This is a genomic window from Paenibacillus odorifer (assembly GCF_000758725.1).
Classification (GTDB): Bacteria; Bacillota; Bacilli; order Paenibacillales; family Paenibacillaceae; genus Paenibacillus_AQ; species Paenibacillus_AQ odorifer.
In genome coordinates this window covers 1,835,475-1,849,300 of the sequence record NZ_CP009428.1, presented here as the reverse complement: position 1 = coordinate 1,849,300, position 13,826 = coordinate 1,835,475, and the positions used below count along the sequence as shown (strand labels likewise).

At 44.5% G+C, this 13,826-nt stretch carries 10 protein-coding genes; 4 read left to right on the top strand and 6 right to left on the bottom strand.

Features of this window, described 5'->3' with window-relative positions:
• The first annotated feature begins 12 nt into the window (after positions 1 to 12).
• The 4 genes from PODO_RS07815 (at position 13) to PODO_RS07800 (ending at position 4,769) form a co-directional block, all read left to right on the top strand.
• Entirely contained in the window at positions 13 to 963 is a 951-nt protein-coding gene (locus PODO_RS07815) for a glycoside hydrolase family 113 (protein WP_038569516.1), read from the top strand.
• A gap of 21 nt (positions 964 to 984) precedes the next feature.
• Positions 985 to 2,199: an AGE family epimerase/isomerase gene (locus PODO_RS07810; protein WP_038569515.1), complete on the top strand. Its 1,215-nt coding sequence runs from the start codon at positions 985 to 987 to the stop codon at positions 2,197 to 2,199.
• Positions 2,199 to 3,371, top strand: a complete 1,173-nt coding sequence (locus tag PODO_RS07805) for a glycoside hydrolase family 130 protein (RefSeq protein WP_038569513.1) — start codon at positions 2,199 to 2,201, stop codon at positions 3,369 to 3,371. The genes PODO_RS07810 and PODO_RS07805 overlap by 1 nt, the downstream gene beginning before the upstream one ends.
• Before the next feature lie 495 nt (positions 3,372 to 3,866).
• Positions 3,867 to 4,769 carry a manganese catalase family protein gene (locus PODO_RS07800; RefSeq protein WP_036675571.1) on the top strand — a complete coding sequence of 301 codons (903 nt, stop codon included), beginning with the start codon at positions 3,867 to 3,869 and terminating at the stop codon, positions 4,767 to 4,769.
• A gap of 62 nt (positions 4,770 to 4,831) precedes the next feature.
• Here the strand turns inward: PODO_RS07800 and PODO_RS07795 are convergent, their stop codons facing one another.
• From PODO_RS07795 to PODO_RS07770, 6 genes are all read right to left on the bottom strand, one after another.
• Positions 4,832 to 5,392, bottom strand: a complete 561-nt coding sequence (locus PODO_RS07795; protein WP_036675574.1) for a GNAT family N-acetyltransferase — start codon at positions 5,390 to 5,392, stop codon at positions 4,832 to 4,834.
• A 40-nt stretch (positions 5,393 to 5,432) separates the two neighbouring features.
• Positions 5,433 to 6,497 (bottom strand): LacI family DNA-binding transcriptional regulator, encoded by a 1,065-nt coding sequence (locus PODO_RS07790; RefSeq protein WP_038569512.1) that lies wholly within the window; start codon positions 6,495 to 6,497, stop codon positions 5,433 to 5,435.
• Positions 6,498 to 6,542: 45 nt separating this feature from the next.
• On the bottom strand, positions 6,543 to 7,853 hold the full coding sequence (locus PODO_RS07785; RefSeq protein ID WP_052096880.1) for an ABC transporter substrate-binding protein: 1,311 nt from the start codon (positions 7,851 to 7,853) through the stop codon (positions 6,543 to 6,545).
• A gap of 22 nt (positions 7,854 to 7,875) precedes the next feature.
• Positions 7,876 to 9,756 (bottom strand): cache domain-containing sensor histidine kinase, encoded by a 1,881-nt coding sequence (locus PODO_RS07780; protein ID WP_036675579.1) that lies wholly within the window; start codon positions 9,754 to 9,756, stop codon positions 7,876 to 7,878.
• A 169-nt stretch (positions 9,757 to 9,925) separates the two neighbouring features.
• Positions 9,926 to 12,112 carry a methyl-accepting chemotaxis protein gene (locus PODO_RS07775; RefSeq protein WP_244886443.1) on the bottom strand — a complete coding sequence of 729 codons (2,187 nt, stop codon included), beginning with the start codon at positions 12,110 to 12,112 and terminating at the stop codon, positions 9,926 to 9,928.
• 319 nt (positions 12,113 to 12,431) lie between these two features.
• The gene (locus PODO_RS07770; RefSeq protein ID WP_036675585.1) at positions 12,432 to 13,763 is read right to left on the bottom strand and encodes a peptidase U32 family protein; all 1,332 of its coding nucleotides are present in this window, start codon (positions 13,761 to 13,763) and stop codon (positions 12,432 to 12,434) included.
• Positions 13,764 to 13,826: the final 63 nt, after the last annotated feature.

Genomic DNA, 13,826 nt, shown 5'->3' with positions numbered 1-13,826 from the left:
TGAGGATCCTCGATGATGTTAAACAACGAATACATTGCAGGCGTAACCTGGGGTTTCTCAGGTAGACGTGGTTCATGGACAACAAAAGAAGCTGAGTGTTCGCTGGAATTAATGTCCTCTGTCACCGGAGCGAACTGGACGGCCATTGCGCTCAGTGCGCTTCAAGCTACCGCTCATTCTACGGAAATTCCCTACTGGGAGGCTCCAACCGTTAGCGACGAAGAAGTGAAATGGGCTATCAGCAAAGCGAAGTCACTCCAGCTAAAAGTATGCCTGAAGCCGATTGTTAATTGTGCTGACGGAACTTGGCGTGCCCATATTAACTTTTTTGATAAGGATGTCCCTTGCGAGCCTAAATGGTCTGAGTGGTTCAGCTCTTATACTAAATTTATTCTGCACTATGCCGCTATCGCTGAGGAAACAGGCTGTGAAATGTTCTGTATTGGCTGTGAGCTTGTACAGACGGATAGACGCGAAGCCGAATGGCGTTCGCTTATTGCCGAGGTGCGGAAGGTCTACTCAGGTATTCTTACTTATAATTGCGATAAGTATCAGGAGGATAACGTAACCTGGTGGGATGCGCTCGATGTGATTTCTTCAAGTGGGTATTATCCAGCTAGTGATTGGGAGGCTCAGCTCGACCGGATTGAGCAAGTGGTGAGCTCACAGAATAAGCCGTTCTTTTTCATGGAAGCGGGTTGCCCAAGCCGGAGCGGGAGCGCTGCGATTCCCAATGATTGGACCTTAAAGGGCGAACCAAGTCAAGAAGAACAAAGTAAATTCTATCAGGCAATGTTTCAAGGCTGTGAGCACAGAGATTGGGTTCAGGGCTTTATGCTCTGGGATTGGCCTACTCATCTTTATCCAATTGAAGAAGCAGCACAGAATGATGATTACTGTATGTACGGTAAGCAAGCCGCTGGGATCATCAACGAATATTTCACCTCAAAAATCACCAAATAATGTGAGGAGTGACTGATTACAATGATTAATTCACCAGAATTATGGTTGACCCAACTTGAGGATGAGCTGCAGGATAATATTCTTAGTTTTTGGATGAAACAGACGAAGGACGAAGTAAACGGCGGTTTTGTAGGTGAGATCGACAATCAGCTGAACATTACTCCTAACGCAGAGAAAAGCCTTGTGCTTAATGCCCGGATCCTTTGGTCCTTTGCGAGCGCTTACCGGATCTACGGTAAACCGGAATATCTGGCGATGGCAGAACGTGCTTATACCTATCTGATGGAACACTTCATTGATAAAGAGTATGGCGGATTATACTGGATGGTGGATGCTGAGGGCAGACCTTCTCAAGAGAAAAAGCAGATCTATGGCCAATCCTTTGCTATCTACGCACTGGCTGAATTCTACCATGCGACCGGACGTCCAGAAGTCTTAGAGGATGCGATTCAATTATTCCAGCTAGTTGAGAAATACGGCTATGATTCTATTTATAAAGGTTATGTCGAAGCTTTATCACGGGAATGGCAAATCACTGATAACCTCAGTCTCAGCAGCAAGGATATGAATGAAAAAAAATCTATGAATACCCATCTGCATGTTCTGGAAGCGTATACCGGTCTCTATCGAGTATGGAAGTCGGAGGAGCTAAAGAGCACGCTAACCGAGCTAATCGAAACGATGCTGGATCATATCATTGATCAGGAAGGCCAGCATTTTCATCTTTTCTTAGATGAGGCATGGAATGTGAAATCAGATATTATCTCCTACGGACATGACATCGAAGGAAGCTGGCTGCTGGTGGAAGCTGCTGAAACCCTTGGAGAAGAGCTGCTGCTGCAGCGTGTGCGAACAGTCGCTGTCTCCATGGCAGAAGCCGTTCTTGCGGAAGGTATAGATAGCGATGGTGGGATATGGAATGAAGCTGACCCAAGCGGGCTGCTGAGCAAAGATAAAGATTGGTGGCCGCAAGCTGAGGCGGTTGTTGGATTCTATAATGCTTATCAGCTGACTGGTGACAGCAAATTTAATGAGGCTGCCCAAGCCTCCTGGACTTTTATCGATAAATACATGGTGGATCACAAGCTCGGTGAATGGTACTGGGGCGTGGACGAGAACCTTCAGCCCCTGCCTCACGGATCAAAGGTTAGCGCCTGGAAATGTCCTTATCATAACAGCAGAGCCTGCTTCGAAATGATCGCACGACTGAAATCAACTATAAAGGAGACTATCTAATGTCATCATTATTCCAAGAACGCAAACAACAATTAACAGAACGTTATGAAGCCCTGATCGCCCGCAAGAACGAAAAGCTTCCTTATGGAAACGGCATTTATGACCGTTATACTCATCCACTGCTAACTGCTGAGCATGCGCCCTTAATCTGGCGTTATGATTTTAACCCAGACACCAACCCTAATTTTGCCGAAAGAATTGGCGTCAACGGCGTCTTCAACCCGGGTGCTATTGCACTGAACGGCAAATTCTATCTTGTTGCTCGGGTTGAAGGCAATGACCGCAAATCTTTTTTCGCTGTAGCAGAAAGCGACAATGGCGTAGACGGCTTCCGCTTCTGGGATCATCCAGTTGTGCTGCCTGAGACAGAAGTTCCTGATATCAACGTCTACGACATGCGCCTCGTAAGCCATGAAGATGGCTGGATCTACGGCCTCTTCTGTACAGAACGCAAAGATCCAGAAGCTCCACATGGTGACCTTTCTAGCGCAGTAGCACAGTGTGGTATTGTTCGCACCAAAGATCTGAAAACCTGGGAACGTCTGGCGGATCTCAAAACAGGCTCTGCTCAGCAGCGTAATGTCGTGCTCCACCCTGAATTTGTAGATGGAAAATACGCTTTCTACACTCGCCCACAAGATGGCTTTATCGATGCAGGTTCAGGTGGCGGTATCGGCTGGGGACTCTCGGATACAATTGAAGATGCCGTAATTACTAGTGAGACCATCATGGATGAACGCCACTACCATACCATCAAGGAAGTTAAAAACGGCCAAGGTCCGGCTCCAATCAAAACTGCAAAAGGCTGGCTGCATATTGCTCATGGTGTACGCAACACAGCTGCTGGACTCCGATACGTGCTATATGCTTTCTTGTCTGATCTGGATGAGCCAAACAAAGTCACTCATTCACCTGGCGGTCATTTCATCGCACCAGATGGTGAAGAACGTGTCGGCGATGTCTCCAATGTCGTGTTCTGTAATGGCGTGATTGCACGTGATAACGGTGAAATCTATATTTACTACGCTTCCTCCGACACTCGTATCCACGTGGCTACAACTACCGTTGACCAAATGTTAGATTATGTGCTGAACACTCCAGAGGATCCACTTCGCTCTTATGCTTGTGTACAGCAACGTATTGCTCTTATTGACCGTAATTTAGCATTGTAAATAAGGTTTCATAAACCCTAGAAATCAACAGAGCAGCGATTCTCCTATTATTGGAGGATCGCTGCTCTGCGTTTTTTGATCATTCTTTGTCTGCTTAACCGTATATCTATTATCCAACATGGCTTACGGACTCAGTTGACGTTATTCATATGTATTTAGCCTTTATTGTAAGTTTTCGGACTCCAATGAAGCTATTCCCTGAAAAGAGGTCCATTTGGGGCTTTTTCTAGGACGATAGCTGCTGTGGAGTCCGTTAGTATTGCAAATATCGGATAATACTGCATATAGGGTCAGCTGTGTCCGTTAGCGGGTTACTATGCGTATTTGATTGCGTATTTGATTGCGTATTTGATAGTATTTGCAGTTTGCCTTTTCGACACAAAAAGCCATTTACATGACGCACATCCATACTTTTCAACCCATTCATGAGTAATTCCTATAGATTAAGCTCAAAATAGCTCAGTAACCCCTAACCTCAAGGAGGCTGAGATATTAATGTTCAAACGTATGGATGAAATCATGATCGAGATTCCTGAAGTTGAGAAGCCCGATCCCAATGCTGCTGCCGCTGTTCAGGAATTGCTTGGCGGAAAGTTCGGAGAAATGTCGACCCTTAACAATTACCTCTTTCAATCCTTTAATTTCCGTTCAAAAGACAAACTGAAGCCCTTTTATGATTTGGTGATGAGCATAACAGCGGAAGAGCTTGGCCACGTCGAGCTGGTTTCTCATGCCATCAACAAATGTCTTCGAGGGTCAACAAGTTATAAAGAGCCCGATTCCACCCCTCTAGGGTCCGCAAAAGATGCGCGTCTATCCTATCACTTTCTGGCTGGTGCACAAGGGGCTATGCCTTTTGATTCAACGGGGAACCCGTGGACCGGAGCAAACGTATTTAATAGCGGCAACCTAGTGGAAGATCTGCTACATAACTTCTTCCTCGAATGCGGAGCCAGAACACATAAAATGAAGGTCTACGAAATGACAGACCATCCAGCTGCACGCGCTGTAGTCGGATTCCTTTTAGTCCGTGGTGGTGTCCACGTGGTCGCTTATGCCAAAGCAATCGAAGTGGCAACAGGTGTTAATGTAACTAAGCTCGTGCCGATTCCTTCGTTAAATAATAAATCATTCAGTGAAGCAAAAAAATATGAAGAAAAAGGCGTGCACACCAAGCTATACACCTGGAGTGAAAGTGACTTCGGCGCCATCGATCAGATTTGGAAGGGAACCCACCCGGAGGATAATCTTCCGCTTGAAGTCATTCAGGGAGCCCCTAAAGGTTTTCCGATCCCCGTTGCTCCGGCAGTCGAAGAGGAATTCGCTCCAGGAATCTCCCCCGAAGACTTTAAAGAAATTGCCAAACGCCTCAAAATGGCTGGAAATATTACAGACTAATATTCATAGTGAATCTGGTGAGGAAGTTACTTACAATCTTCCTTACCGTAGATTCACTTTTTTTAATTGTACAAACTGCGGAACTCCTCCTCAAGCATGGACATCAGAATCATGTTATGAAACTCTCCGTCTACATAAAGAGCATCCCGCTCCACACCATCGCGTTGAAAACCAAGCTTCTCATAGACATGAACGGCTCTGGGGTTAAAAGTATATACGCCGAGATGGATGCGGTGCAGCTTCAAAGTTTCAAAGCCATATCGTAGCATTTGAGTCATAGCTTCAGTACCGTAACCCTTACCCCGATGTTCATGTCCACAAATGCCGATTCGGATATTTGCACTACGATTGTCCGGATCTATTTCATTTAGTACCACTTCTCCAATGAGCTCACCCGTGTCCTTTACTATAATCATAAGATCTACACGATCCTCGGCTGGAACACTAATCTTACGAATCCAAGCTGCTGTTTGCTCACGGGAGAAATCTCCTTGTGATCCTGTTAATTGCCCCATCTCAACATCAAGCAAAAAATTATAATAAGCCTCCAGATCGGATACTTGTACACCTCGTAGTTGAATCTGTTCGCCTTCAATCCTTGGCATGACAACTGGTTCTGTCATAGCTAAACTCCCCCTTACTCAAGCAAATCACAACATAGTTCTAGTCTCGCGGCTTATCCACAGAATCACGATGAACAATGTCCGCTGCGATAAGTATTTTCTCAAGCGGCGCAGAAGGATTATGAATACGGCTCAGAAGTTTCTCCACTGCGGCTCGGCCCATCGCTTCTTTAGGAACATGAACAGTTGTAAGCGGTGGAACTCCTCTTAAGGCATCCTCAATATTATCAAAGCCTGTAACTGAGATATCCTTCGGAATATTAAACCCTTCTTCCTTAAGAATGTCACTGACCGAAAGGGCTGTGGAGTCGTTAGCGCAGACCAAGGCTGTCGGGAGTGTTTTGGCTTTTTTACGCTTATTCACCCAGCTTTTAAAATCCTCCTGAAATAAGTCTTCCTCCACCCCTTCCAGAAAAAGATTCGCATCATCTTCCAAAGGCAGTCTTATTCCGCTCTCCTCCAGCGCACTCCGGAAGCCAATCCACCGGTCGCGGAAACTGCGTGAGAATCCAATATTGCCGATAAAATGCATTTGGGTATGGCCTGTTCCCATCAAATGATTCGTAAGTCGAGCCATGGAATCCACATTATTTGCAAACACGGTATCACTTGGAATTAGCGGATCTTCATGGTCAATCAACACCATCGGCAGACCAATACGATGCACCTCAAGCAGTAAGGAAGTAGAGATTTGTCCCACACCTACTAAGCCAAGGATTCCATTTGGATTCAAAATATTGACGAAATTATCCGCACGATTCTCAGAGATAATGACCATCCCAAGCCCTTCCTGATCCAGCGCAATAGCAATACCATCCACAATTTTCCCCCAATACAAGGAATCCTGCGTCTGAGAACGAATATTCGGCATTAACACAAGCACGGATTGCTTATTCCGATCACCGCCACCTACCGGAGGGGTGCGTTTTATGCCTTGGACAAAAGCATTTTTTTGCGTAAAATAACCCAGCTGCGATGCCGCTTGAATCACTCGTTCTCTTGTCGTCTCATTAACGCCGCCTTTACCCGAAAGTGACTTGGAAACAACGAATTTGGATACGCCGAGATGATCAGCGATTTTTTGCATAGTGACCTTTTTAGCCATATATAACCCTCCAGAGAATGTCATCAAATTTATGTAGTACTAACTTTAAGGCTGAGAAGTTTCTGATGTTCCTGCCCGCGCTTCCTTCCATTTTGCATTCAATTCGTCAAAAGCCTTTTGTAAATCAGGCGCAGCCAGTAACTCCTGAATGTAATCCCCGGACCAAAAGGACAGCTTGGCTCTATTCGCCAGATCGATGAACGCATCACTTTGTACGGTAGCATCAAGTAGCTTAGGCTTATAAGATAAAAACTCACGGTACTGCGACATAGAGGAATTCAAGCTTCCATCAGCCGGAAGGAATCCCCAGTCATCCCGATAGGAAGTCTCCTTTACAAAAAAATTCAACCACGCCATAGCAAGCTCTTTGTTCTTGGTGTATTTACTAACCCCCATGAACCAATCTGGATTGATCGGTGCATAATGAGTGCTGCCATTATCATAAGGAAACGGGAAGAATCCTATATCATCCGGTTCAGCCCCCACATCAAGGACTTGTCCAATCGTCCAATTCCCCAGTAAATACATTCCTGCTTGACCTTTAGCTAGCCTAGTCTTTGATATCTCCCAATTGTTCGAGAATAGTTCATCTTCTACGTAGCCTTTACCAATTAAGGTTCGAGCAATGGAAATTGATTTCCCCCACTCATTATCAAGCTGCCATGGGCTATCCTCATTTACCATATTATTTAGATACTCTGGATTGCCTGTCATATAGTTAACCAGACTGTTCCCCCATTCACGTAAAGGCCAGACGGCCCCATAATTCATATATAGGGGGATAATACCCGCTTGTTTTAATTTCGCACAAGCTTCGTAGAATTCATCCAGTGTCTTCGGAACAGTAGTTATCCCTGCTTTTTCGAATGCCCTTTTATTATAGACAATCCCAACCGTAGTAGTCCCAGTGGACAGCCCATAACGTTTCCCGTTATACGTAGCAAAAGAAGTGAAACGCTCACTAGCAGCGGTTTCTTCATCCAGCGGTTCGAAAAAATAATCCAGCTCCTTTGCCGGAAGATTCACCGGAAGCAGCAGTACATCACCGGCATCTTTCGTGGACAGCCGTACCAGAATATCCGTTGCATAATTGGACAAACCTTCAAATTCCACATTGGCTTCGGGGTATCTCTGTTTAAACTGGTCCGCGTATCCTTGAAAAGTTCCGTTCTCAATCAGATCTATTCGATTGGTCATCATGACTATGGTGCCGGACAAGTCAGACATCACCTCGTCTCCAACTGGAGGCGGAGTGGATTGCGCCTGCTTATTGTTATTGGCACAGCTACTACTCAATAACACCAAGAGAAGTAACAGTATGGTTCGCATAGTCCATTCTAATTTCAACCCCTTCAACGGACAGCCCCCTCTTATTTCGTTACTCAGGTAAGCCAATCATTTCCGGCTCCAGTAATGGCAGCGACAAAATAACATCGGTCCCTCGTCCAAGCTCACTATATACCTGGATCCCAAATGCCGCTCCATAATGAAGACGCACTCGCTGCTGTACATTTTTCATGCCTATGCCCCCGTTAATGCTTTTCTTAGGAGGACTTTCGTTCTGCAGCCCATCATTCAATTTCTCCAAAGTCTTCTCATCCATTCCGATACCGTCGTCTTTGATATGAAACAACAGCATTTGCTCTGTAATCTCACAGTGGATGCTTAAATGCATTTGCGGCTTATTATCATCTAAGCCATGATAAGCAGCATTCTCAATGATGGGCTGGAAGACCAGCTTGATAATAGAGTAATTATCTAACGCCTTCGGCACATCAATATCCAGCAAAAACCGGTTAGGATAACGATAGTTAAGCAGCTCAACATAATTACGCACATATCCAAGCTCTTGCTTCAATGTCGTATTACCGCTCAGATCACTTGTACTATACCGTAGCAGTTTGCCCAGAATAGAGATCATATCCGCAGCTTCGACATCATCATTCAGCTCAGCGGTCATTCGGATCGACTCCAGTGTGTTATAGATAAAATGAGGATTGATTTGGCTCTGCAGCGCATGAAGCTCTGCTTCCTTTTTCTGTTCTTCTATGCGGTAGATATCCTGAATTAGCTGCCTGATTCGGGCTAACATACGATTGAATTGATGCCCCAGCAGACCAATTTCGTCACGCCGTTTAACTCTGAACATCACATCCAGATCGCCACCCTGAACTTTTTTCATCAATTGAATCATTTGAGTCAGCGATTTAGTAAGGGCAACGGAAAGAATAATCGAAATAATTAACGCCAGTACAATGATACTTAATGTAGCAGCAAGTGTTGTATTACGGGTCACCTTCACATCACGCATCAGTACATCAACAGGTATAGAGATAATTACCTTCCAATTGGTTTTGGCAGAACCAGAGTATATATTTAAGCGCTCTTTTCCGTTGACTGTATCATAGAAGCTTCCAGAAATTCCCCCAACTCTTTTGAACAAGTCTGAATCAGAAATATCTGTGGCCAGCAGCTTCTTGTCGCTGTCGTAGATGACCATTCCTTTCTCATCCACAATCAACGACTTCCCATGGGTGACTTTATCCAGCTCCGTAACTTGATTCTCCAAATTGCTAATATTCGCTTCAACCGCAATCAGCCCGATTGGATTTAACAAGCCATCCACGATTTTGCGAACAACGGTAAAAGCATATCGGGTGCTCTGCAGATTACTTGTATACGCCTGAGTACCGAACAATAATGCTTCTCCGCTGGAATCCTTAGTCTGCTGGCTCCAGTATTTATAGCTTTGCTCGAGATCGAGCCGTACGCCACCATCCTTCGCAGAATAATAACCATTTCCGTAAGCGTCAAAAATATAAACCGAGTTCGCGCCTCGCTTAATATTGTTAATAAACGAAATGTTGCCCTCTATCCCCCGTTGAATGGACAACAGTAGATCAAAATCACCGGGTGATAAAGTAGCACTCCCAGTTGCGCCTCCCATAATCTTTTTCTGCTCATGGTAGCGGTTTGAACGTATTAAATTAAGTTTGATATCATTCACATAGGCGGGCATAGATGAAATACGCTTCATATCTTCGATATAATCGTCTACTCCATCCATCATTTGATCGATTAATTTCTCAGAATAAGCAATAGTGTTCCCCTGAATAGATTCTGAGTAGCTCTTGAAGGTAAATACACTGATGAAGGATAGCGGGAGGGTAATGATAATTAAAAAGACGAGGAGCAGCTTGCGTTCCATGCTCATGTCCCCGATAACGGACCACCAGCCAGAGATGCGTCTACCTTTCATTTGGTCCTTCTCCTTAATACTTTTTACCTAACTTGTTATTAAATTATAACAAATACCTAACAAAGTTATTATACGGTGTAGTTCTTCATTACACAACAACAAACCGCCTCTTCATGTTGAAGAAGCGGTTTTGTTAGGTAAACAATTTAGAGATTAGTGATGAATCCACTCATTTTATAGTGAATAATGACAGCTTGTCCTTCAATTGACCTGAAGCACTTTCCAGCTTGCCAGATAATGAAACGAGTTGATCACTTACATTTTGCTGTTCATTACTGAGGGAAGCTACTTCTTCGGAAGTTGCTGAAGACTGTTCTGCTACGGCGCTAACATTCCCCATAGCCTCTGACAACACACCTTGTGAATGATTCAGACTGCTAATCGCTGTTGTTACCGATTCTAAGCTTGTTATGAATTCATCCATCTGTCCTTTTACGGACAAGAAGATATCACTTGTACTCTTCACAGAGCTTACTTGTTCTTTAAACAGTGGTGCTACTTCGGATAATACAGCTTCCGTTTCGTTCATTTCCGCCATGATCTTATCCGTAATTCCAGCAACAAGGGCAATAGATTGCTTCGATTGGTCAGCAAGCTGCCGCACTTCACCCGCAACTACCATAAAGCCCTTACCAGCTTCTCCTGCACGAGCGGCTTCTATTGTCGCATTTAATGATAAAATATTCGTCTGCTGCGTGATACTCTTCATCACATCCAACACCTTAATTACGGAGAATACGGTCTCCTTCAGGTGGTTGACACGTTCGACAAGCGCACTTGTTTTTTCTCCAGTGCGGCTGGTCTGATCCAGCAGGTCCGTTAATTGCTTAGCACCTTGAGCACTAGCTTCACCAACCCCACGTGCTGCTTCATCCATTTCAGTGTTGGCATAAATCACAGTCTGCATTTGCGTAGCTATCACATCTGTAAGCTCATTACCACGTTCAGCTTCGAGCGCCAGGCTGCCTGCCCCACCGGCAATTTCTTCCGTAGCGGCTGCGATTTCCTTCGCAGAAATAGCTGTCTTACGTGAGGCTTCACCAAGCTCACCAGCGGTCTCCAGCACATCCCGAGCGGTTTCTGTCGTTTGCGATACAAGCTCAGTAATACGCTCCATCATCACGTTAAAGGAAGCTGACAGCTGGCCAATTTCATCCTTAGATACATATTCTGTACGTACACTAAGATCACCACCTGCACCTTGTACCATAAGATCCTTCAAGCGAGCTAGAGGACGAGCAATCATACGCACCATCCAAATCCCGATTACTATGGCTAGAAGAGCCGCGCCAGCAGCCGCAATAAAAGTAGTCAACAGAATCGGACGTGCTTCTTTCACTAGCTCATCTGTTGGGACTACCCCTGCCAACTTCCAATCCGCCCGGATCATTGGATTAAAGACAGCAAGGATTTCTTCCCCGTTTGTATCTTTTTCATCCAAACTCTTGTTATCTTTTTTACTTGCCTGAATAAAAGCAAACTCTGAAGGTTTACCATCGTCTTTTGAATCCGAAGAAGCTACTACGGTTCCATCAGGAGTGACAAGTTGAATTCGAGAGCCATCTCCCAGCTGGACACTTGCGAATGATTCCTCCAGCAATGTATTCTTCAACACAAGGATGACTATGTATCCTGTACCTGAGCCCAGGGTTTTGAGAGATCTTGCCATAGCAATATTTTTGTCTCCATCACCTTGAACAGCTGTAGAGAACCATATGTTCTTGGCCGCATCACCATCACCTTTAGAATAGTAGGATTCATAAGATGCAGTGTTGTCGACAATCTTCTTATACCATTCTTGTTCTCTAATGTTATCTAACTTAATGCCGCCACTGCCACTTGTAACAATGTCTTGATCAGGTGACTCCGGGATCAAAGAAACACTAAGAATATTAGAATCCGTTGTAATCTGACTGGACAACTTTTTACTTACTGCGCTTGTAGCTTCAAATTTCTCATAGGAAGATTGTGCAGTCACTAAAGACTTCAAATCTTCTTGCATCTGCGCATCAAAATAAAGCTGTAAAGCCAAGTTCTCGTACTGCTTCAAAGTAATATCTAACTTCTCTGAGGTCTGAATAATAGTCTGACGGTAGGCTTCCGATACGTTGTTCTTAATTGTCTTCTTGGCTTTTGAATAAGATAGCAGTCCAAGTGCCATTACCACAATTACAATTGCACACAAAAATATCAGGAATATCTTCACGCCAACAGATTCCATAGGATTAACTCTTTTGATCTGTCCCCGTAAATCTATTCCATTCTTCAAATTAAACTTAGGTGTCTTGCCTGCCCCTTCAATCTTGCTTGTTTCCTTCTTTCCTGTAATCGCCGATTTCTTATTCTTTTTATTCATGCTAAACCTTCTCTCATTATGCTTTTCACTAATACTATCTTGATCAGGATCCCCCATCTTGATCACCTACCCGCTAATATTAGAATACGCATGAAAGCGTTAACCAATATATATATCGGCGTATTAGGTCTTTTTCCTTAGCTTTACGAGACTTTTTTTACAACTTTTAACCTATGTATGTTTAATCATAATAAATAGCTTGTTGGACCTCCTCCCTTGGATATATTTGTTAATCCCTAATATATATAACTTATTGTTCGCTTTGTCAAAAAGAAAAACAGGGAGGCTCTTGGATGACCAAAAGCTTCCCTGTTTTTTATTAAAACTTCTTCTTACGCATCATATCAAAGTATGCAACTGGTTGATCTACCTTCATGCGAATAGGTTGCAGTGGATGACGGGCGGCATCAAGCGAATTGCCTTTCTCATCCCATATTTCGCCAACCGTTTGCTTGAAGAACGTATCGTTAGGTCCAAAGAATTCTACTTCCTGACCTGGCTTAAAGTGATTGCGCTGTTGAACTAGTGCCGTACCACTTTCAGCATCGTATTCAATTACAAGTCCGGCAAAATCATACGGAGCTGCTTTTTCTTCAGGCTCATAGATATGATCTTCATGATCCGGAGTATCATAGAAGAATCCTGTGTTTAGCGGACGGTTAGCCGCTTTGTTAAGCTCATCCAGCCATTCCTGCTTCAATTCATACCCTTCCGGATCTGCCATATAAGCATCAATGGCTTTACGATATGCATTTACGACAGTAGCCACATAGTGGATTGACTTCATTCGCCCTTCGATCTTGAAGCTGTCGATGCCCACTTCAATCAGTTCAGGTATACTTTCCAGCATACACAGATCCTTAGAGCCCATGGAGAAGGGATTATCTCCTTGCTGATGCAGTGGAATCTGAGTTACACCTGGAAGCAGAGGAGCTGGAGATTTCGCTTCAGCCTGCTCTTCCTCAGACACCCAAGTCCCTTCCGGACGTGCATCCTCAAACAAATCATATTTCCAACGGCAAGACTGGCAACAGCCCCCGCGATTGGAATCACGGTCGGTGAAATGGTTGGACAATACACAACGACCCGAATATGAGGAGCACATGGCACCATGGATGAAGCTTTCGATTTCAATGTCGACATGTTTTTTAATCTCAGCAATCTCTTCCAGGCTTGTCTCACGGCCCAAAACAACACGCGGAAGCCCCTCTTCTTTCCAGAAGGACACCGCTTGCCAGTTCAATGTAGACTGCTGTGTACTCAAATGCACTTCAAGTCCAGGCACTAACCGGCGTGCTGTATCTACAATGATTGGATCAGCTACGATAATAGCAGCAATGCCAGCTTCATATAAGTTACGCAGGTATTCTTCAATTCCCGCGACATCTTCATTGTGAGCATAAATGTTTGTTGCAACAAATACCTTAGCGCCATATTTCTTGGCGAATTCAACACCTTCGCGCATTTCCTCGAAGCTGAAATTATCTGCGCCGGAACGCAAGCCGTATTGTTGTCCTCCGATATAAACAGCATCCGCACCATAGTGTACTGCGAACTTCAATTTTTCCAAATTACCAGCCGGAGCGAGGAGCTCCGGTTTGTCCAGACGGTAACGTTTGCCCTTATATTGCGGCTTTGTCATGGTTCCCATTCCTGTTCTCCCCTCCATCGCCCCACAAAGCTAAGTCACATGCTATAAAATGCTGTCCTAATC

What these genes read in the sequence shown, in the direction of transcription:
- PODO_RS07815 (WP_038569516.1), top strand. Translation starts at nt 13, where the DNA reads ATGATGTTAAACAACGAATACATTGCAGGCGTAACCTGGGGTTTCTCA.
- PODO_RS07810 (WP_038569515.1), top strand. Translation starts at nt 985, where the DNA reads ATGATTAATTCACCAGAATTATGGTTGACCCAACTTGAGGATGAGCTG.
- PODO_RS07805 (WP_038569513.1), top strand. Translation starts at nt 2,199, where the DNA reads ATGTCATCATTATTCCAAGAACGCAAACAACAATTAACAGAACGTTAT.
- PODO_RS07800 (WP_036675571.1), top strand. Translation starts at nt 3,867, where the DNA reads ATGTTCAAACGTATGGATGAAATCATGATCGAGATTCCTGAAGTTGAG.
- PODO_RS07795 (WP_036675574.1), bottom strand. Translation starts at nt 5,392, where the DNA reads ATGACAGAACCAGTTGTCATGCCAAGGATTGAAGGCGAACAGATTCAA.
- PODO_RS07790 (WP_038569512.1), bottom strand. Translation starts at nt 6,497, where the DNA reads ATGGCTAAAAAGGTCACTATGCAAAAAATCGCTGATCATCTCGGCGTA.
- PODO_RS07780 (WP_036675579.1), bottom strand. Translation starts at nt 9,756, where the DNA reads ATGAAAGGTAGACGCATCTCTGGCTGGTGGTCCGTTATCGGGGACATG.
- PODO_RS07775 (WP_244886443.1), bottom strand. Translation starts at nt 12,112, where the DNA reads ATGAATAAAAAGAATAAGAAATCGGCGATTACAGGAAAGAAGGAAACA.
- PODO_RS07770 (WP_036675585.1), bottom strand. Translation starts at nt 13,763, where the DNA reads ATGGGAACCATGACAAAGCCGCAATATAAGGGCAAACGTTACCGTCTG.